Source organism: Pseudarthrobacter sp. fls2-241-R2A-168 (assembly GCF_030209335.1).
Classification (GTDB): domain Bacteria; phylum Actinomycetota; class Actinomycetes; order Actinomycetales; family Micrococcaceae; genus Arthrobacter.
Window position 1 is genome coordinate 92,102 of record NZ_JARVSG010000008.1, and the last position, 20,305, is coordinate 112,406.

Below are 20,305 nucleotides of genomic sequence, written 5' to 3' on the forward strand. Positions count from 1 at the left end.
CCGCCTCCCTAACGGCTGCCCCGGAGCGTTCCGTTTCCCTCTGCGAAGACCTCACTGACCTTCTGCCGGAGGTTTGCCCCCTTGCGGGTGGCCACGGCATTGAGGTCGGCGGCGAATTCGATAAGGTCGGCGCGCAGCGAGGCGGCAAGCTCATCAGTGCCTGCTGCCAGCATCCGGACTGCGAGGAGTCCGGCATTGCGGGCTCCCGCGATGGAAACCGTGGCTACCGGAACACCGGCAGGCATCTGCACGATGGAGAGCAGGGAGTCCATACCGTCCAGGGTCTTCAAGGGAACGGGCACTCCGATCACCGGGAGCGGTGTGACACTGGCCAGCATGCCTGGAAGGTGGGCGGCGCCACCGGCGCCGGCAATGATGACCCTCAAACCGCGCTCGTGCGCTGTCTGGCCGTAACGGATCATTTCCATCGGCATCCGGTGTGCCGAGACAACGTCGGCTTCGAAGGGAATGCCGAACTCCGCCAGGGCGTCCGCTGCCGCTTCCATTACCGGCCAGTCGGAGTCCGAACCCATCACCAGGCCTACCAGAGGGCTGGCTGCGGTGCCTCGGGCCGGGGTAGCTTCGGCGCTCATGCGTTCTCCTCAAGAATTGCTGGCGGTTCTTCTGCCGGCACCCGCCCGTCCCGGATGATGCCTGCCACCACGGCGGCCCGGCGTCGAACGGAGTCAACGTCCGCCGTCGACGTGCCCGCCAGGTTGACGTGGCCGATCTTGCGGCCGGGGCGCACGGATTTGCCGTAGCAGTGCACCTTGGCGGCCGGTTCGCTGGCCAGGGCCAGCGGGTAAGCGGAAAACAGGTCCTGGTTGTCTCCGCCCAGGAAGTTCTTCATCACCACAACCGGTGCCAGGGCATCTGTGGCGCCCAAAGGCAGATTCAGGACCGCCCGGAGGTGCTGCTCGAACTGGCTCGTCACCGCACCGTCCTGGGTCCAGTGCCCGGTGTTGTGCGGCCGCATCGCCAGTTCGTTGATCAGGAAGCCGGCACCCGTTCCGGGCGTTTCGAAGAGTTCCACCGCCAGGACGCCAGTCACTCCGAGTTCATTGGCAATCCGCAGCGCGGCATCCTCGGCCGCAGCGGCAACTTCCACAGGGATATCGAGGGCGGGAGCGATGACTTCGTCGCACACGCCATCCACCTGGACAGTGTGTACTACAGGCCACGCCCGGGCTTCCCCGTCCGGTGTGCGCGCCACCAGCGCAGACAGTTCCCGGGTGAATTCGACTTTTGCTTCGGCGAGGAGGGGGCTCATAGCCTCGAACCAGTCACTGGTTTCGGCAGCCTCCGCGGCGGAGGAGATGATCCGTACACCCTTGCCGTCGTAGCCGCCGCGCGGCGTCTTCAGGACTACCGGCCAGCCGGTCTCCTCGCCGAATGCGACCAGTGCGGGCACGTCGGCGACGGAAGCCCAGACCGGATTCGGCAGTTCGAGGCGGTCGATGGCTGCGCGCATGACGAGTTTGTCCTGGGCATGGACCAGGGCGTCCGGGCCGGGCTGTACGTTGACGCCGGCTTCCTGCAGGGCCCTGAGATGGGCCGTGGGAACGTGTTCGTGGTCGAAAGTCATCACGTCCAGGCCTTTGGAGAATTCCAGCAGGGTCTGGAAGTCCTTGTAGTCGCCCACCGGCGAGGAGGACACTGCAGACACGGCTGAAACGTCGTCACTTTCGGCAAGGACGCGCAGTTCGAAGCCGAGTGCTGTTGCCGCTGGGGCCATCATTCGGGCAAGCTGGCCGCCGCCAACCACACCTATTACTGGAAAAGTCACATGGGTCAGCCTACCGAAAACCGCCGGGTATCCCGCCTTCGGGTCGGGGCGGCGGTTGAGTTTTTCGGCGCACGCGCCGCCGGATGGAGCAAGTTTGGGGGGCTTCCGTCCAGCTTTGGGGGCTAAAATAGGCCTCTGGCCGTGTGGCCCATTGTTTCAACGGCCATGGAGGGTCATGTTTAGCGCACTTTCAGATCGCATCCGGGGGCTCGCCTCGCTTTTCTGGCGTGAGGTGGCCAAGTTTGGTGCCGTCGGCGGTGTGGCATTCGTCATCGATAACGGCCTCACGTATTTCCTGATGCACGGAGCGATGTCGGACAGCGAGGCCAAGGCCCGCTTTGTGGGTGCTTCGGTGGCCACAATCTTTTCCTGGATCGCGAACCGTCTCTGGACCTTCCGGCACCGCCGGCAGGCCAACGTGCTGCGCGAGTTCCTGATGTTCATCCTCATCAACGGCATCGGGATCGGGATTTCCACCGGATTTACCGCCCTGGCCAAGTACGGGCTGGGCGTCACGGACAAGAACCTGCTCTTCCTTGCCGGCGTTGTGGGCATCCTGGTAGCAACAGTGGTCCGGTTCTTCGCCTACCGGTTCCTGGTGTTCAACCAGGAACTGGACCAGGAGCCCGAGTTCTCGCACGACCACGAGCTCATCGAACTCCACCATGCCAAAGGTGCGCACGCCCATGCGGATGTGGCGGAGCCCGAGCCTTTTGCCGGGGACCCCGCCCAGCCCCAAAAGTAGGGGCGCGGCCCGGGCCAGCCTTCAGCTGCCGTGGATGCGTTCCGCGGCGAGCAGCTTCCCGGTGTCCGCAACGTCAGGGTGCGTGAGCACCACTGAGCCTCCGCGGCGCCAGGCGCCCAGTGCATCGGCCAACGCCGCCTCAAGCCCGGCGCCGCCCGCCACGTGAAGCCGGACGCCCTCTTCATGAGGCGCCGCGAAGCCGTCCAGCAGGTCCTGGTGGAGGTGCCGGCGCCCGTCAGATGTCACGATGGCGCAGGCGGCTGGATCCGGATCGACATGCTGCATAAAAACATCCCCGTGGGAGCGCACCTCGGCCGCGTAGTCGAGGAAGCCGGCCGGAAGTCCGCCGTCCCACCGCATGGCAAGCGCCGGCAGCGCCACTGCCACCACGGCGTCGTACTTTCCGTTCACCGCATCCGGCGCGGCGGTTGCCAGGAAATCGGCCTCCTCCCCGTTCAGCACGGTCTCAAGGCCGAGCTGCCAGGCGGCCAACGCCCACACCATGGACTTCCAATGCGCCGGAAGGTCCAGGGCCAGCCGCATGCCGGGCCCGGCGTCCAGTTCGTCCTGCAGCAGGTTGCTGGTTTTGGCCACCCAGTTGTCCAGCACCTTTCCGGACAATTCCACGCGCTCGGAGTCCGGGCCGTACCAGGTGAGCCGCGGGGCCGTGGAATTGCCGGAGCGAAGGCTGGTCATCAGATCGATTGCGGGGGTATTCATGGCTCAATCCTGCCACCCGCCGCTCGGCGGGTCATCCGGTCGTTCGAGCCTGGTTCCATCGTACCAGTGCCGCTGTGATCTTTATCACTTCCGATGCTAAGCGTGCTTGCTATTTTGGTGAAAAGCGGCTATTTTCCGCACCAACTGGGACCTTTTGGCATTCCGGCGCCTACTTTTCGCCCCCTCGGCGCCGCTGTGGCGCCGGAGCCGCAGAAAATCCCGGGCGTGGCGTGCGAAACTTCGCAGGATTTACTGATTATTATCCGGGCAGCGGCTTGACTCACCCTAGTTACACGCGTGTAATTAGATAACTAAAGGCAACTGCGTAAATACCGGCACACAACCGAGTGTCCATGTATCCAGGCAGTCGCTGCAACATCAGGAGGGTCGCCGTGGGGCAAGCAGAGCGTATCCAGGAAGATGCCGTCGTCGCCGGTCAGGCAACGGCGAAATACCGTTCGCGGGGGGTGCCGAGCGATTGGTACGTTGACCCTGCCGACCCTGATGCGGCGGAGCGGTACAACACGAACAACAAGGACTTCCTCCAGGACCAGGCCACGGCATTCCTCGCCGCACATGAGGCCCTCCTGGATGGCGGTGGGGACCTTGAGGACGAGCTGGACCCGCCCATGGAACTGGCGGCGGCCGGAACGGCGCAGCCGGTCTGGATCGGCCTGCCCTTCCAGCAGGACTTTGATGACGAAGGCGAGCTTGGCTGGCAGACGGACGCCTTGTGCGCCCAAACGGACCCGGAGGCATTCTTTCCCGAAAAGGGCGGTTCCACCCGCGACGCGAAAAAAGTATGCGGTGCCTGCAACGTGCGGTCGCAATGCCTTGAGTACGCGCTGGCAAACGACGAACGGTTCGGCATCTGGGGAGGCCTGTCCGAGCGTGAGCGCCGGCGGCTGAGGAAGCGAGCAATCTAATTCATCAGGATGTTCACGTCACTGCCGTTGTGGTTGCCCACAACGGCAGTGCCTATCTCCCCAGGACCCTGGCAGCACTGGCGGACCAGACCCGGCCCGCGGACTATGTCATCGGGGTCGATACCGGCTCCCGCGACGATTCCGAGGTCCTCCTCCAGCAGGCTCTGGGTGGGGCGCACGTCGTCAGCCACCGCGGGAAGAGCGGTATGGGCGCTGCCGTGTCCGCCGGCCTCGCCCGGCTCGCCCCCTGGCGCGGCGAGCCAGGCGTGGGCGGGCCGGAGTGGATTTGGCTGCTCCACGATGATGCCGCACCCGCCCCGGAAGCCCTCGCTGAGCTTCTCACCGCTGTTGAACGCGCACCGTCTGTCACTGTCGCCGGCTGCAAGCAACTGGATTGGCACGCTGAACGCCATCTGATAGACGTCGGCCTGTCAACGAGCCGCTGGGCCGAACGGCTCACACTGATCGACGCCGACGAACTGGACCAGGGGCAATACGACGGCCGCACGGACACTTTCGCCGTTAACTCGGCGGGCATGCTGGTCCGCCGAGACATCTGGGAGCAGTTGGGCGGCTTCGACCCCGCGTTGCCGGGCAGCGGCGATGACGTCGACTTCTGCTGGCGGAACCGGCTGGCCGGACACCGGGTGGTGGTAGTTCCCGCAGCCACGATGTTCCACGTTGCCCACCGGCCCCATGCGCTGGGGAATGCTGCGGCAGCCCGGAAAGCACAGGTCCATCTGCGCCTGAAGCATGCACCGCTGTGGATGGTTCCTGTCCACGCTGCGGCCGCCCTGCTGGGAAGCATCTTCAAATTTGTTCTGAGCATTGCCGTTAAGGATCCCGGGCACGGCATTACGCAGCTCGTTGCGACGTTCGCTGCGCTGGCCAGGCCGGGCGCTGTTTTGAAGGCCAGGCGGACCGCCCGGAGGACACGCCGGATCAGGCGCTCCGTCATCCGCAAGCTCCAGACACCGAGGCGGGAGGTCTGGAGCCACAGGCGTTCGCTGATGGAAGCCCTGGGGTCGGACACCACTGCAGCTGACCACCTCGAACACGACCCCCTGGCGCATCAGCCCACCGGTGACGCTTCGGACGACTTCGCGGCGCTGGCCACCAGTAAACGCGGCTGGGTGGGCAACGGCGCGCTGGCCGCAATTATCATCGCCTCAGTCACGTCGCTGCTGGGCCTGACCGGACTGTTCGGAGCCCCTGCAGTATCAGGCGGTGCCCTGATCCCCGTTTCCGCCGGGCTGGGTGAGATCTGGCACCACGCGTCCAGCTGGTGGATCTCACTGGGCGCCGGACTCCCGGGACGCGGCGACCCCTTCGGCTACGTCCTCTGGGTCCTCGGCGTACTCGGTGGCGGCGACGCCAATGCGGCCATGGCCTGGCTGCTGCTGCTCAGCACGCCGCTGTCCGGCCTGACCGCCTGGTTTGCTGCCGGTGGACTGACGGTCCGCCGCCGGCTGCGCCTGGTGGCGGCACTTTTCTGGGCCGGTGCTCCCGCCCTGCAGGTGGCACTGAACCAGGGCCGGGCAGGGGCCCTCATTGCCCACATCATGGTTCCCCTCCTGGCGCTTGCCCTGCTGCGCGCTACCGGTTCAGCCGTGGGCCAAGGCCGCTTTGAGGCCCCGGCTCCCGGCGACCGCCGTTTCACCGACAGGCCGCCAATTAAACCCGGGATCAACGGGATGCCGTCCTGGACCGCGGCGGCAGCAGCAGGCCTGGCCATGGCGGTGGTGACAGCTTCCGCGCCTTCCCTGCTCATTCCCGCCACCGTGGCAGTAGTGCTCTGCGGGCTCCTCCTTGGACGCCGCGGGCGCACGGTCTGGTGGGCACTGCTGCCCACGGCCGCCCTGTTCATTCCCTTCGGACTTTCCACGCTCGACCGGCCCCGGGCCTTACTGGCAGACCCCGGCGTGCCGCTGGCCTTTGACGCCGCACCGTTGTGGCAGCAGCTCCTCGGACAGCCGCTCGAGTTCGGCCCCGACGGCGGCCTCTCCGGGCTCCCGTTCTTCGCCGACGGCACCCTGCCGTGGGCATCACTGCTGGCGTTCCTGGTGGCCGTGCCGGTCCTGCTCCTGGCCGTGGCCGGACTATGGCTGCCGGGCCAGCGGACCGGAATTGCCCGGTTGTTGTGGGTTATTGCCACCATTGCCCTTGCCAGTGGATGGCTCGCAGGCAACGTGGCCGCCGGCATCAATGCCAACACCATGGTGACTGCCTTCCCCGGGCCGGCGGTTTCTGCCGCGGCCTTTGCCTTCCTGGGCGCCGCCCTGCTGGGGGCGGAACAGCTCCTTGGCCGTGCAGACAGGGCTGCAGCAATGGGCACGAAGCACAAGCTGACGCTGCGGTCCGCCACAGCGGTGGGCACGGTGCTCCTTGTTGCAGGACCCCTGGCCGGCATGACGGCCTGGTCGGCGCAAAACCTTCTTCGAACGTCCGCCGTGACGTCCCAGGCGCCCGCCGACGCCGGTGCACCGCTGGGCACACCCCGCCTGGTGGAAGCCGCGGGCCGGCGTATCCTCCCGGCAACGGCCATCGACAGGGGGACCGGCCCCGAACAGACACGCACCCTGTTGATCAGCACCCGTGACGACGGCACCTATGACGCCTCGTTGATGCGTGGTGCGGGCACCACGCTGGACAGCCTCTCCGCCATCGCCTCCGCGCGGAACATCCTGGGCGCCCCGGGCTCCGAAGCAGTCCGGGACGACGACGAGGTCACCGCCGCAGTCCGCCGTGTGGTGGCCACCCTGGTTGCAGGCCAGGGCGTGGATCCCCGGACCGACCTCGAACAACTGGGCGCCGGCTTTGTGGTGCTGCGGGCCGCCGATACCGCCGCGCAACTGACCGCCAGCAGGATGGATGCGGTGCCGGGGCTTATTGCCGTAGGACAGACCGACGTCGGCTGGCTCTGGCGCATCGCTCCGCTGAACCAGCCGGCGCTGCAGCCGGCAGACATCACCCAGCGCGTAAGGATTGTTGATGGCAAGGGCGCCGCGATCGGCCTGGTACCTTCAGGCCACGACGACGTCGACGCCCCCATTCCCGAGGGTCCTGAGGGCCGCCTGGTGGTGCTCGCAGAGCGGGCAGATCCGGGGTGGACTGCGTGGCTGGATGGCCGGAAGCTCACAGCCACCACGTCCGGATGGTCACAGGCTTTCACACTGCCGCCCACGGCGGGACACCTGAGCGTGCGGTACGAAAACCCGGCCGCCCTGTGGGCCGGGATCGCCCAGGCCGCCGTCATCGGACTGACGGTGATGCTGGCCATCCCCATGCCGGCCCGGCGCCAGCGGACCGGCCTGTCCCGGGATGAAGGCTCGCTGCGTAAGGAACGCCAGAATGCATAACAACCCTGTTCACCCTGCAGCACCCCACGCGCTGCCTGCCGGCGGGGAAGCGGAAACCGAGGAAACCGAGGGGAGCCCGGCCCCGGCGAAGCGCACCGGCAGCGGACGCAAAGCGCTCGTGACCGGGCTGCTGTCGGCTGCGGTCATCATGGCCGGTGCGGGAGCAGTGGTTGCGGCCGGATCCTTCCTTCCGCAGCCCGGCTCCAGCCGCAGCGTGCCCGCGGGGGTGTCCGCGGTTCCGGCCGGGACCAGCGTCGGGGTCTGCCCGGGACCCGCCCGCCTGCTGGAAGGCACGGAAGCGGGCACGGACCCGCAATTCAGTCCCGAGTCGGAGACTGCTGCCAGTACAGTCACCGGCGCCGTCCTCAGTGCCGGCGGCGTGCTGCCGGCAAGCCGCCTGTCGGAACTCAGCGGCCGGACCGCCGTCGAAATCGCCAAAGGGCCCGGCCCGTCCGCTGCCGCCGGCGCTCCGCAGGAGCTCCTGGCCGGGGTTGTTGCAGGGCGGCAGGTGAACCAGGTGAGTGTGCTCAGCGCCGATGCCACCACCAACCAGAAGGCCTCAGCTGCGGCCGGCATGAAGTTCACGGCAACCGACGGCGACCTGCAGGGGACGGCAGCCGCGAACTGCCAGCAGCCCTCGAACGACCAATGGCTCGCCGGTGCCAGTACTACGGTGGGCCGCACGTCCGTGCTGATGCTCACCAACGCTTCATCCACACCGGCCACCGTGAGCCTGGAGCTGTTCGGGTCCAACGGACAGATCCAGGCGCCGGGAAGCCGCGGCCTGCTCGTGGCGCCCGGTACTTCACGGGCTGTAGTTCTCGCCGGGCTCGCCCCGGGTGAAGCCCAGTTGAGCGTGCATATCCGCAGCGCCGGCGGGCCGGTCGCTGCCGTCATCCAGCAGAGCGTCCTGCGGGGACTGACCCCGGGAGGTGTGGACTTCATAGCCCCCGGTGCAGCACCGGCTGTGCGGCAGGTGATGACCGGCGTCGACATCCAGGAGGCGGGACAGGTTGCTTCGCTCACGGCGAAGTCCGGATATGAGGACGCCGGACCGGCCCTGCAACTCACCGTTCCCGGACCGTCGGACGCCGTAGTGGAGGTCAAGCTGTACGGGCGGGACGGCCAGAAGGCCCTGCCGTCCGGCGGCGTGATCACCGCGAAAGCGGGTGCGGTCACGGAAATTCCACTCGCCGGGGTCCCGGCCGGCCACTACACGGTGGCTGCATCGTCGGACGTCACTTTCGTGGCCAGTACGCGGATTACGCGCGGACTCCAGGACAGCAAAGCGGTGGATGTCGCCTGGGCTGCATCCGGAGTCAGGCTCGGCAGCCAGCACGTGGTCCCGGTTCCGCCGGGCGGCCAGCGCACCCTGGTTTTTGGTGCCCTGGAGAACCGGGCCACCATCACGTATTCGGCCATCACCGCAGACGGCAAAGTACGGGCGCCGGCCACGGCGGACATTGCCGGCGGAACAACGGCTTCCATCGCGGTGCCTCAGAAGGCTGACGATTCCGACGTCGTCGGCTACGTGGTCTCGGCGTCAGGAGACGCTGCCTATGGTTCCCTGCTGCTGCAGCAGGACGGCCGGGACGACATCTCGTCACTGGCATTCCTCCCGGCCGCTGCCGGACAGGAAACCGTACCCGTGACCCTCAGCTACTGACGACGCCTCTTCAGCCGACCCTTAGTACAGGCCCTTAGTAGAGGCGCTCAGTACCGGCGCCGGTAAACGGGGTCCAGCGTTTCGGGGGCAACACCCAGCATTTCAGCCGTGTGTTCCACCACCACGTCATGGACCAGGTCCTGGAGGTCGTCGACGCCCCCGCACGTCTGCTCCACCACGCGCCGGTACACCGTGATCATGGGGCCGTCCTGGTCCGTTGCAGGGATGTAGGCACCCATGGGTGCCGGGGCCGAATTCGCTGCCAGCTGTTCGAGGTCCGGAGGGATCTCATCCACGCCGAACCGCACGCCGTCGAGGGTCTTGCCCCAGATATCGTGGAGCCGCTGGGCGGAGTCCAGGACCATGTCATCGAACCGGTCAGAGCGCGTGCGGTAGCCGGGATGCGTGGGGAGCATCACTTCGCCACGGAGACCGCGTCCATGCCGGTTCCGGCGGCGGGCCATAAAGCTTTTGCCGGGCATTCCGGTGCCCGGGTCCTTAACGGCACCCAGGTCAGCCAACCGGACCGTAAAACCTGATTCATGGTTCGATGACTGCATACATCGACTGTAAACCCGGGCGAACAATTACGCGATACATTGTCCCCGGCTTCACGGGCGCGTCGACCCGAAGCGGTAATGCGCCGATATGCGGTGGGCAGCGAGTAGTCTGGGATGTCGTGGGAGCTATCCGTCAGTGTTCAAGATCTGCATGCCGCCAGTCAGCGGTGGCTACCCTGACGTACGTCTATGCCGACTCCACTGCAGTCCTTGGTCCGCTGGCCACCTACGCTGAACCGCATTGTTACGATCTGTGCGAGCAGCATGCAGGCTCCCTGACCGTTCCCCGGGGCTGGGAAGTCCTGCGCCTGGCCATGCCCACCACTCCGCAGCAGCCGGGCCCCGATGACCTGCTGGCCTTGGCCAATGCGGTGCGGGACGCCGCTGCCTTGCCGGCCCAGCCGCCGTCGACCCCAGCCAAGCGCGGACCGCACTCAGCCCTCGAGGCACCGGCTGGAGCAGAAGGTACCCGGCGCGGCCACCTGCGCGTCCTCCGGGAACCGTCCTGAACGCATCTGGCGGTACGCTGGAAGCTGCAATTCCGTCCGCTACCGGCGCCAGCGCGCCCGTCAGGGAGCATGAATCAATGCCAAAGATCAGTCCTGAACTGCTGTCCGTCCTGCGTTGCCCCGTGACAGGTTCGCTGTTGGTGCAGGAGGGCGAGGAGCTTGTTGCAACCGCCGGGGACGAGTCTGGCGCCAGGCCCCGGTACGCCATCGAGGACGGGATTCCGCTCCTGCTTCCGCCCGAACTGCTGGCAGCCGCTGCCTCTGCCGGTTCAGACCAGCACGACGCAACCACTGCTGCGCCGCCGGCAGGGTAGCGCCCCCTCTTTCGAACCACAGGCCCACCAGGCCACCGGCACTCCGCTGCCGCAGTTCCCGGACCCAGCACCGGCCATCGCCGGACCAAGTAAAGGATTCACCCATGGCTTTTGATTACAAAGTTGCCGACATTTCACTGGCTGAAGCCGGCCGGCACCAGATCCGCCTCGCCGAGCACGAGATGCCCGGCCTGATGTCCCTGCGCGAGGAGTTCGGCCCCAGCCAGCCGCTCAAGGGCGCCCGGATCGCCGGATCCCTGCACATGACCGTGCAGACCGCCGTGCTGATCGAAACCCTGACGGCCCTCGGGGCCGAGGTCCGCTGGGCTTCGTGCAACATCTTCTCCACCCAGGATGAAGCCGCTGCCGCCGTTGTGGTGGGCAAGGGCACCGTGGAGGATCCGCAGGGCGTGCCGGTGTTCGCCTGGAAGGGCGAAACCCTCGAGGAATACTGGTGGACCGCGGAGCAGATCCTCACCTGGCCCGGCGCCGGGTCTGATCCGGAGCTCGGCCCCAACATGATCCTGGATGACGGCGGCGACGCCACCATGCTGGTGCACAAGGGTGTGGAGTTTGAGGCGGTGGGCAACGTTCCCTCCGCCGATCCCACCGATTCCGAGGAATACGGAATCTTCCTGGAGGTCCTCCGCCGCTCCCTCGCGGCTGACCCCAAAAAGTGGACCCGTACGGCCGCCACCATCAAGGGCGTCAGCGAGGAAACCACCACCGGCGTACACCGCCTCTACCAGCTGGCCGAACAGGGCAAGCTGCTGTTCCCTGCCATCAACGTCAACGACTCCGTCACGAAGAGCAAGTTCGACAACAAGTACGGGATCCGCCACTCCCTCCCGGACGGCATCAACAGGGCCACCGATGTGCTGATGGGCGGCAAGGTCGCCGTCGTATGCGGCTACGGCGACGTCGGCAAGGGCGCCGCCGAGGCCCTGCGCGGCCAGGGCTCCCGGGTCATCGTCACCGAAATCGACCCCATCTGCGCCCTGCAGGCCGCGATGGACGGCTACCAGGTGGCCAAGCTCGAGTCCGTCCTGGCCCAGGGTGACATCTTCATCACCACCACGGGCAACAAGGACGTCATCATGGCCGAGCACATGGCGGGCATGAAAAACAAAGCAATCGTGGGCAACATCGGCCACTTCGACAACGAAATCGACATGGCCGGGCTCTCGAAGGTCCCGGGGATCAGGAAAGTGGAGATCAAGCCGCAGGTCCACGAGTGGGTGTTCGACGCCGGAACGGCAGCCGAGCGTTCCATCATCGTCCTGTCCGAAGGCCGGCTGCTGAACCTGGGCAACGCCACCGGGCACCCGTCCTTCGTCATGAGCAACTCGTTCGCCAACCAGACCATCGCCCAGATCGAGCTGTGGACCAAGAAGGACCAGCCGGAAGGCCAGCGCGAGTACGAAAACCAGGTCTACGTCCTGCCCAAGGTCCTGGACGAAAAAGTTGCACGCCTGCACCTGGACGCCCTGGGTGTGGAGCTCACCGAGCTGACCAAGGACCAGGCCGAGTACCTGGACCTCGACGTCGCCGGCCCCTACAAGCCCGAGCATTATCGTTACTAAGAAGTAAAGCGCCCGGGTGCCAACTGCACCCGGGCCGTTACTTTTTGCACCTAGGATCAAAATATGGAGCCTGAAGTCAAGCCCCGCCGCCCGGGCAGAACCAAGAAAATTCTTGTGGTGGTAGCGGTGTGCCTCCTCGCCGCTGTCGGCGGCGTGTTCTCAGCGGTGGCGCCGGGAATCGCCCGCGGCGCCATTGAATCCGAGGCAGGCTCTGCCGTCAGGACATCCCCCGGCGTCGCTTTGCCGGTCATCGCCCCCGTGAAACTGGACGCCGCGCCGGTCAACGGTGCCAAGCAGGTCAACCCTGCCGCCCCGGTGTCACTGAAGGTGGCCAACGGCACCATCGAGCGCGTCACCCTCACCAGCACTTCAGGGGAGACCGTCGAAGGCAGCATCGACGCTGAGGGCACCGGCTGGACCGCAGCCGGAGCATTGAAGTTCAACACGGACTACAGCTACACCTTCGTGGTCAAGGACAGCGCCGGACGCGAGGCAAGCACCACCCAGACCTTCAGCACCGTCTCCAGTACCCATGAAGCCGACGCCGCCATCTACCCGCTGGATGGCATGAAGGTGGGTGTGGGGCAGCCCCTGCAGATCATCTTCAGTGAACCTGTCACCAACCGTGACGCCGTGGAGAAGGCCATCACCATCTCCAGCAGTGCAGGCCAGGTGGGCGCCTTCCACTGGTACAGCGACACCATGGTCCGGTACAGGGCTGAAAACTTCTGGGCCGCAAACTCCACCGTCACCATGGACATGAAGCTCTTCGGCGTGGATCTGGGCAACGGCCAGATCGCCAACTTCAACAAGAAAGTGAACGTTGCCATTGGCGACAAAAAGGTGGCTGTGGCGGACGCTGCCGCCCATACCTTCACGCTGAGCGTCAACGACCAGGTGGTCAAGACGCTGCCGGTCAGCATGGGCGACAAGCGCTTCCCGTCTGCCCGGGGGTATGGCGTGCTGATGGAGAAGAAGCGCTATGACCACTTCCGGGCCTCGAGCATCGGATTGAAGCCGGACGACCCCGCCTATTACGGTGACGTGGACGTCGAATACACCATCCGGCTGACGCTCAGCGGGGCCTACATCCACCAGGCCCTGCCGTCCGCGTTCCCCTTCATCGGCAACACCAACGTCTCGCATGGCTGCATCGGGTTCGCTCCCGACGGCGCCGCCTGGGTCTTCGACAACATGGGCACCGGGGACGTGGTCCAGATCATCAACACCGAGGGGGACTACGCGGCCCACACGGACGGCTTCGGCGACTGGAACATCCCCTGGGGCGAATACAACAACTAGCGCCGGGCTGCAGCGGCCTAACTGCTGAAGGGCAGCCGCTGCAGCCTCTCGCCCGTCTCAGCGCTCCGCCGTCGTGCCTTGCCCAGCCTTGCCAGGTCCCTGGTGCGCCGTTCGGCAACGACGGCGGCAAGGTAGTCTTCAGGGCTGGTTCCCGCGGGCGGGGGAGGGGCCACGTGGGCCGCGAGTTCGGTGGCAATTGACTCGGCCATTCCGGCCCTGGAGAACGGCGCCATGCGCCCTGCCTGCCGGATGAATTGGGATGCCCGCCGCGCCGTGGCATCCGGGAGCCTGCCGATATCCGCCGTGGCCGCCCAGGCTGCCAACCTGGGCGGAACGAACACCGGCGCGGACCGTTCCACCGGTACCCGGCTCCGGATGGCGTAGGTCCCGGCCATCAGGTCGCCCAGCCGGCGTGACCTCTCGTTAAAGAGGGCCACGGCAATGGCCAGGCCGCCGAAGGTCAAATAGATTTCGAGGAATCCGGTCAGGCCGCGGATGAGGGCATGGCGGAAGCGGATGGCGCCGCCATCCTCCCGGACCACCCGCAGCCCCGCAGCCAGTTTGCCCAGCGAGAGCCCGCGGCTCAAGGTCTCAATCGCCACCGGAACGATCACCAGGCAAAAAACCACGCCGGCAAGGACCAATGCCCGCTGGGCGGCCTCGTCCAGGTCTTCACCCGCCGCCGATATCCCCATCAGGATCACCACGAGCAACACGATGCTCAACGCCATGTCCAGGAGCAGGCCCAGGGCACGGGCCGCGAAGGAGGCGGGACGCAATTCCAGTACCACTGCTTCGCCCGTGACGATCGAACTCATGCTGGTCCCCGTTCCCCGCATTTGATGTTGCAGACGCAAGTCTAGTGCCGGGCGCTAGGCTGATGCCGTGGATATGGACGCGTTCTCCGCCATCAATGCGGACAGGTGGTCCCGGCTGCACGAGCTCGCCTACAAGGCCGGGCTCACCGGGTCCGAGTCAGACGAACTGCTGGCCCTGTACCAGTCCACGTCCGCGCATCTGTCCCTTATCCGGTCCCTGGCTCCGGAAAGCGGCCTGTCCGCGTCCCTTTCGGCCACGCTGGCGCAGGCCCGCACCCGTTTCACCGGAGCACGCTCGAACGTGATGGCGGACCTGGCGCGGTTCTTTGTGGTGGCCCTTCCTGCCGCCTTGTACCGCCTCACGTGGCTTACCCTGGCGTGCGGTGCCGTGTTCGTCCTGGTCGGTGCCGTATATGCCTTGTGGATCAGCGGGAATCCCGACGCGCTGCGGGCAGTGGCATCCGAAGCGGCGGCGCGGCAGTACGTCGAGGAAGACTTCATCAACTATTACTCGGAGAACCCTGCCGCATCCTTCGCCGGAGCAGTCTGGACCAACAACGCCTGGATCAGCGCGCAGGCCGTAGCCTTGGGGATCACCGGCGTGTGGGTGCCCATGATCCTGTTCGCCAATGCCCAAGGGGTGGGCATTGCCGCCGGTATCTTCGCCGCGGCCGGCAAGTCCGACGTTTTCTTCAGCTACATCCTGCCGCACGGGCTGATGGAGCTCACTGCCGTGTTTATCGCCTCCGCTGCCGGCCTCCGGATTTTTTGGGCCATGGTGTCCCCGGGCCCGCGCCCCCGGGGAAGGGCCGTGGCCGAGGAAGGCCGGTCATTGGTCACCGTTGCCCTGGGACTGGTCCTGGTGCTCTTCGTCTCCGGCCTGGTGGAAGGGTTCGTGACGCCCAGTGCGCTGCCGGTATGGGCAAAGATCGGCATCGGAGCCACGGTCCTGGGCGGGTACTGGCTCTACGTGGTGGTGTGTGGCCGGCCCGCGTACCTGGCGGGGGAGCGCGGTGACCTTCGCCGTGAGGATGCGGGCTATTCCGACATCACTGCCTGAATCGTTGTAATCCTGCCGGGGTGGTTCCTCGCCCAGCCCGAATTCCGGACGGTAGGCTCGTCAACAGAGAAAACGCGCCGGTGGACCCGGAACCAGGTGCGAAGACCAACGGAAGTGGACGCTGCTGTGAAAGACGAAACTCCTGCCCGCGCCCGGCGAGCCGAGCCGCAGCCGGACCCGATCCTGGACACGTCCGGGGATTCTGCCGAGCCGGCGTTTTCCTGGATGACCGGGGCCACAGACGCTGAACGCCCGGCCAGCGATGAGGCCCGTGAACCCGTCAGTACAGAATCCGCAAGCGCTCATTCCGAAAGCACCGTTGAACCTGCCGGTGTCGCTGATGCCCACCGCGGCACGCCGTCCCGGGGCGCGGTGGATGCCCACGGTTCCACAGCTGCGGCCGGCGCGGCTGCCCCAGGTACAGGCAAGGTGGAGCAGCCGGAAAGCCGGGCGGACCGCAAAGCCGCTGAGGCCGCCGGCGAAGACCCGGAGGCCTCGTCCAGCCAGGAAAGCTCACCCGTATTCCGTGAGCAGCTGCCCACCTCGGCCCTCCAGGTCCGCCCGCCCCAGGAAGAAGTGGAGCGCCGCAACGCCCAGCGGGAGAGCGCCGCAAACGCCAAACCGGTGGCTCCCCGCGTGATGCAGGTCCTGCTCGCCATCTTCTTCCCGCTGGTTTTGCTGATCCTCGCCGTCCGCGCCGTCACCAGCCCCCTGTTCCTGTGGGTGGAATACAACCGCCCCGGATTTCCCGGCGACGGCTACGGGTTCAGCACCGACGACAGGATGACCTACGGCTCCTACGCCGTGGACTACCTCAGCAACTGGGCCGGCCCGCGCTACTTGGGGGACCTGGTGCACCGCAGCGGGGACAAGTTGTTCAAGGACGGCGAAGTCAGCCACATGGCGGACGTCAAACTGGTGATCCTGTCCACGTTCGGTGCCGGTGTGCTGCTGGTCCTGTTCTGCCTCATCGCCATCCTGTACCTGCGCAGGCGCAGTTCCGGCGGCGTCCGGAGGGGGCTGTTCGCCGGCTCCCTCATCACGCTGGTGCTGATCCTGGGCCTGGGAACGCTGGCAGTGCTGGGATGGCAGCAGTTCTTCACCGAGTTCCACAGGATCTTCTTCGCCGAGGGCTCCTGGACGTTCAGTATGGATGACACCCTGATCCGGTTGTTCCCCGGCCAGTTCTGGATTGACGCCGGAATGGTGATCGGGGGCCTGGTAGTGGTGACAGCGCTGGTGACCCTGATCCTTACCTGGCCCACCCGCCGGCGGCGCGGCCTGGTACCGGAGAAAACCGGGGCGGCCGGGCAGCCAGCGGATCAGTTGTAAAGCTTGCCGATTTCGGCTTCGAAATCGCGCACCACGGTGTTGCGCTTCACCTTCAGCGACGGCGTGAGGTGACCGGATTCGACCGTGAACTCCGCGTCCAGCACGGCGATTTTGCGGATGGATTCCGCTTTGGACACCAGCAGGTTCGCCTGGTCCACCGCTTCCTGCACGGCGGCTGCCACCTGCGGATCGCCGGCGGCCTCCCTGATGGACCGGGCCGGCAGGCCGCGCTCCGAGCACCAGTTCTCCAGGCCCTCGGGATCCAGGGTCACCAGGGCTGAGATAAACGGCTTCCCGTCACCCACCACCACGGCATGGCCCACCAGCTGATGTGCCCGGATTTTTTCCTCGAGGGGTCCGGGCGCCACGTTTTTTCCGCCGGCGGTGACCAGCAAGTCCTTCTTCCGCCCCGTAATGGTGAGGAATCCCTGCGGGTCCAGTTCCCCAAGATCGCCGGTGCGGAAGAAGCCGTCCACAAAAGCCTCAGTGTTCGCTGCCTGGTTGGCGTGGTATCCCCGGAAGACGCCAATGCCCTTAACCAGGATCTCCCCGTCCTCGGCTACCCGGATGGTGGTGCCTGGAATGGGGATGCCCACTGATCCCACCCTGGTACGCGCCGGGGTGTTGGCTGTGCACGGAGCAGTGGTTTCGGTCAGCCCGTAGCCTTCCAGGACCGGGATCCCGGCGCCGCGGAAGAAATGGGCGTCCTCCGGGCTCAGCGGGCTGGCGCCGGAAACGGTGTACCCCACCTGGCCGCCCATGGCCTGGCGGAGCCGCGGGTAGAGCAGCCTGTCGAAAATTCCGTGGCGGATCCGGCACAGCAGGCCGGGCCCAATTCCCTCGCCCCGGCTCTTCAAATCCTCGGCACGGGAGTATTCAATGGCCGTGGCGGACGCCGCACTGAACAGCCGGGCTTTGCCCCCTACTGCCGCCTTGTGGGCCGCGACAGCACGGACCTTTTCGAAGATCCGCGGAACCACCAGGAGGAAGGTGGGCCTGAAGGAGCCCAGGTCTTCCAGGAGCTGCGTTGCGCCCGGCGAGTGCGCCAACGTGGCACCTGCCGTCAGGCAGACCACCTGCACTGCCCGGGCCAGCACGTGGGCCAGAGGCAGGAACATCAACGTCCGCGCCTGCTCCTGGAGCAGCAGCTCTGGAAGGAAGGCAACAATGTTCTTGGCCACGAGGGCGAAGTTGCCGTGCGTGATTTCGCAGCCCTTGGGCTTGCCCGTGGTCCCGGAGGTGTAGACCAGGGAGGCGACGTCGTCCAGCACAGCCTTGCTCCGGTGCCGTTCCAGCTCGGCGTCCGTGACGCCCGTTCCTGCAGCGGCAAGGCTTGCGAGGTTGGGGGCATCGCCGTCGAAATCCATCCGGACCACGTTGACCAGCCGGTCCCTTAGCAGGGACGAGCCGGCCAGGACACCCGCGACGAGCTCCACCTTGGCCCGGTTTTCCGCGAACACGCGCCGGACTCCGGCGTCGTGGAGGATCCATTCCACCTGGCTGGCGGAGGACGTCTCGTAAATGGGCACCGTTACTCCGCCGGCGAACCAGATGGCAAAATCCACCAACGTCCATTCATAGGAGGTGGCCGACATCACCGCCACGGTGTCACCGGGCTCGAGTCCGCCGGCGATGAGCCCTTTGGCAAGGGCGCTGACATCCTGCAGGAACTTCTGCGCCGGAACATCCACCCAGCCGTTAGGTCCCTTCCGCCGGTACAGGGCACGCGCAGGATTGGCGGCCTGCTGTTCCAGCAGCAGGTCAGTGACGTTGCTGGCAGCGTCAAGCTCAACCAGCAGCTCCGTGCTCGCTTCTCTCACAGCAGGTCTCCGTTCCGCTGCCACGCCGCGGCAGCGGCTCCTTCGGGGTCTCCTGACATCCTGCCCTAGATCCAGGACGGCATCCACATCCGGAGCCTCCACTGCTGGTACGGAATGATCTCGGCAGCCCAGACCGGGTAGAAGAAGGCCGACAACAGGATGGCCGCCGCCACAAACACGACCACCAGGTACAGCCCGGACCGGCGGCGCCATGGCGGATCCGTGGTTTTCCCCAGGACCAGGCCCAGGCAGTAGACCAGGGCAAGCACCAGGAACGGTTCGAAGGAGACGGCGTAAAAGTAGAACATGGTCCGTTCGGGGTACATGAACCATGGCAGGTATCCGGCGGCCATGCCGGCAAGCACGGCCCCTGCCCGCCAGTCACGGCGTCCTGCCCACCAGAACAGGAGCACCACCAGAGAAATGGCGGCCGTCCACCAGATCAACGGGTTCCCTACGGACAGGATGGCGGAGGTGCACCGGTCAAAGTCGCAGCCCGGGGTGCCGCGCTCGGGGGACTCATAGAAGAACGACGTCGGCCGGCCCATCACCAGCCAGCTCCAGGCACTTGCCTCGTAGGGATGTTCCGAGCCCAGGCCCTGATGGAACTTGTACGCTTCCAGGTGGTAGTGCGCGAGGGACCGGACCGAGTCCGGCAGCCAGCCCCACTCCGCGGAAGGATTGCTTTGCGCCCAACGGCGGAAGTAGGCGTCCTCCGACCGGAACCAGCCCGTCCAGCTCAGGGCGTAGGCCACGGCAGCAACCGGAACCATGCCCAGGAATGCTGGTACACCGTCTTTGATGATGCCGCCGCTGATCCAGCCGCGGATACCCGCCACCCGGCGCGCATTGAGGTCCCAGAGCACCGTGAGGATACCGAACGCGGCCAGGAAGAACAGCCCGGACCACTTGGTCCCCACGGCGAGGCCCAGGCAGAGGCCTGCCGCAATCCGCCACCAGCGGACCCCCAGCCAGGGCCCGGCCAGGAGCTGGACTGGAGTGGGACGTCCGCCGCTGGCCTCCGCCGCCCGGGCAAGCCTGGCGGCCAGCCGCCGTCGTCCGTCATCCCGGTCCAGCAGCAGTGCGCCGAACGCCGCGAGGACCCAGAACATCAGGAAGATGTCCAGCAGCGAGGTGCGGGACATCACCAGGTGGTGACCGTCCACGGCAAGCAGGAGGCCCGCGGCGCCGGCGAGCGGAAGCGACCCGAAGAGCTTCAGCGCGATGAATGACAGGAGCAGGATGGACAGGGTTCCGGTCAGGGCTGCGGAGAAGCGCCAGCCGAAGGAACTGTCCGGGCCGAAGAGCCACATGCCGGCGGCGATCATCCATTTTCCCACCGGGGGATGGACCACGTACTCGGGCGAGTTCAGGAGCACGCCGGGGTTTCCGGCGTTGAAGGAATCGTTGGCTTTGTCCGGCCAGGCCCGTTCGTAACCGCTCATCAGGAGCGAGTAGGCGTCCTTGACGTAGTAGGTCTCGTCGAAGACGAGCTTGTGCGGTGTTTCCAGCCGGACGAACCGCAGGACCCCGCCCGTCACGGCCGTCAGGACGGGAACCAGCAGGAACCACAGGCGCAGCTTCGGCGGGTAGTCGCGCCACCGCTCCCGGTGGCCCAGCAGCCGGGTCCGGAGGGATTCGGCGGTAAATGCCTCGGCCGGGCGGCTGATCCATGGCCGGGCCGGGGCGTTTCCGGGCAGGCCGCCGGCAGCTGGAGAGCTTGTGCTGGACGCCGCGGGTGTGGCGTGTCCGGCCCCGGCTGGCCGCGTCGAGGTCTGCGTCACGAGCCCCATGCTACCTTTTGC

17 protein-coding genes are annotated in these 20,305 nt (G+C 66.4%); 10 read left to right on the top strand and 7 right to left on the bottom strand.

What is annotated here, in order from left to right; all coding sequences use genetic code 11:
* Positions 1–8 precede the first annotated feature (8 nt).
* Positions 9–593 carry a 5-(carboxyamino)imidazole ribonucleotide mutase gene (gene purE / locus QRN11_RS06630; RefSeq protein ID WP_091418447.1) on the bottom strand — a complete coding sequence of 195 codons (585 nt, stop codon included), beginning with the start codon at positions 591–593 and terminating at the stop codon, positions 9–11.
* Positions 590–1,786, bottom strand: coding sequence for a 5-(carboxyamino)imidazole ribonucleotide synthase (locus QRN11_RS06635; protein WP_285250334.1), 1,197 nt, complete (start codon positions 1,784–1,786; stop codon positions 590–592). Before QRN11_RS06635 ends, purE begins: the two co-directional genes overlap by 4 nt.
* A gap of 175 nt (positions 1,787–1,961) precedes the next feature.
* Between QRN11_RS06635 and QRN11_RS06640 the strand changes: the two genes are divergently transcribed.
* Positions 1,962–2,531, top strand: a complete 570-nt coding sequence (locus tag QRN11_RS06640; RefSeq protein WP_091418444.1) for a GtrA family protein — start codon at positions 1,962–1,964, stop codon at positions 2,529–2,531.
* 21 nt (positions 2,532–2,552) lie between these two features.
* Here the strand turns inward: QRN11_RS06640 and QRN11_RS06645 are convergent, their stop codons facing one another.
* The gene (locus tag QRN11_RS06645) at positions 2,553–3,251 is read right to left on the bottom strand and encodes a TIGR03089 family protein (RefSeq protein WP_285250335.1); all 699 of its coding nucleotides are present in this window, start codon (positions 3,249–3,251) and stop codon (positions 2,553–2,555) included.
* A 392-nt stretch (positions 3,252–3,643) separates the two neighbouring features.
* Between QRN11_RS06645 and QRN11_RS06650 the strand changes: the two genes are divergently transcribed.
* The 3 genes from QRN11_RS06650 to QRN11_RS06660 are packed head-to-tail and all read left to right on the top strand — an operon-like array spanning position 3,644 to position 9,202.
* The gene (locus QRN11_RS06650) at positions 3,644–4,177 is read left to right on the top strand and encodes a WhiB family transcriptional regulator (protein WP_285250336.1); all 534 of its coding nucleotides are present in this window, start codon (positions 3,644–3,646) and stop codon (positions 4,175–4,177) included.
* A gap of 29 nt (positions 4,178–4,206) precedes the next feature.
* Positions 4,207–7,536 carry a glycosyltransferase gene (locus QRN11_RS06655; protein ID WP_502935015.1) on the top strand — a complete coding sequence of 1,110 codons (3,330 nt, stop codon included), beginning with the start codon at positions 4,207–4,209 and terminating at the stop codon, positions 7,534–7,536.
* On the top strand, positions 7,529–9,202 hold the full coding sequence (locus tag QRN11_RS06660; RefSeq protein WP_285250337.1) for a DUF5719 family protein: 1,674 nt from the start codon (positions 7,529–7,531) through the stop codon (positions 9,200–9,202). The genes QRN11_RS06655 and QRN11_RS06660 overlap by 8 nt, the downstream gene beginning before the upstream one ends.
* A gap of 47 nt (positions 9,203–9,249) precedes the next feature.
* Here QRN11_RS06660 and QRN11_RS06665 read toward each other — a convergent pair whose 3' ends face one another.
* Positions 9,250–9,762 carry a metallopeptidase family protein gene (locus tag QRN11_RS06665; protein WP_285250338.1) on the bottom strand — a complete coding sequence of 171 codons (513 nt, stop codon included), beginning with the start codon at positions 9,760–9,762 and terminating at the stop codon, positions 9,250–9,252.
* Positions 9,763–9,881: 119 nt separating this feature from the next.
* Here QRN11_RS06665 and QRN11_RS06670 point away from each other — a divergent pair, with 119 nt between their 5' ends.
* The 4 genes from QRN11_RS06670 (at position 9,882) to QRN11_RS06685 (ending at position 13,470) form a co-directional block, all read left to right on the top strand.
* Entirely contained in the window at positions 9,882–10,271 is a 390-nt protein-coding gene (locus QRN11_RS06670) for a DUF3499 domain-containing protein (RefSeq protein ID WP_091418436.1), read from the top strand.
* A gap of 77 nt (positions 10,272–10,348) precedes the next feature.
* On the top strand, positions 10,349–10,585 hold the full coding sequence (locus tag QRN11_RS06675; RefSeq protein WP_285250339.1) for a Trm112 family protein: 237 nt from the start codon (positions 10,349–10,351) through the stop codon (positions 10,583–10,585).
* A 104-nt stretch (positions 10,586–10,689) separates the two neighbouring features.
* The gene (ahcY, locus tag QRN11_RS06680; protein ID WP_285250340.1) at positions 10,690–12,168 is read left to right on the top strand and encodes an adenosylhomocysteinase; all 1,479 of its coding nucleotides are present in this window, start codon (positions 10,690–10,692) and stop codon (positions 12,166–12,168) included.
* Positions 12,169–12,231: 63 nt separating this feature from the next.
* The gene (locus QRN11_RS06685) at positions 12,232–13,470 is read left to right on the top strand and encodes a L,D-transpeptidase (protein ID WP_285250341.1); all 1,239 of its coding nucleotides are present in this window, start codon (positions 12,232–12,234) and stop codon (positions 13,468–13,470) included.
* 17 nt (positions 13,471–13,487) lie between these two features.
* Here the strand turns inward: QRN11_RS06685 and QRN11_RS06690 are convergent, their stop codons facing one another.
* On the bottom strand, positions 13,488–14,288 hold the full coding sequence (locus QRN11_RS06690) for an RDD family protein (protein ID WP_285250342.1): 801 nt from the start codon (positions 14,286–14,288) through the stop codon (positions 13,488–13,490).
* A gap of 67 nt (positions 14,289–14,355) precedes the next feature.
* Here QRN11_RS06690 and QRN11_RS06695 point away from each other — a divergent pair, with 67 nt between their 5' ends.
* Entirely contained in the window at positions 14,356–15,348 is a 993-nt protein-coding gene (locus QRN11_RS06695) for a stage II sporulation protein M (RefSeq protein ID WP_285250343.1), read from the top strand.
* Between the two features lie 126 nt (positions 15,349–15,474).
* Positions 15,475–16,680 (top strand): TIGR01906 family membrane protein, encoded by a 1,206-nt coding sequence (locus QRN11_RS06700; RefSeq protein WP_285250344.1) that lies wholly within the window; start codon positions 15,475–15,477, stop codon positions 16,678–16,680.
* Here QRN11_RS06700 and QRN11_RS06705 read toward each other — a convergent pair.
* Together QRN11_RS06705 and QRN11_RS06710 are read right to left on the bottom strand one after the other, a co-directional pair.
* Entirely contained in the window at positions 16,671–18,500 is a 1,830-nt protein-coding gene (locus tag QRN11_RS06705; RefSeq protein ID WP_285250345.1) for an AMP-dependent synthetase/ligase, read from the bottom strand. The genes QRN11_RS06700 and QRN11_RS06705 overlap by 10 nt on opposite strands.
* Before the next feature lie 65 nt (positions 18,501–18,565).
* On the bottom strand, positions 18,566–20,293 hold the full coding sequence (locus QRN11_RS06710) for a dolichyl-phosphate-mannose--protein mannosyltransferase (RefSeq protein WP_285250346.1): 1,728 nt from the start codon (positions 20,291–20,293) through the stop codon (positions 18,566–18,568).
* Between the last annotated feature and the right edge of the window lie 12 nt (positions 20,294–20,305).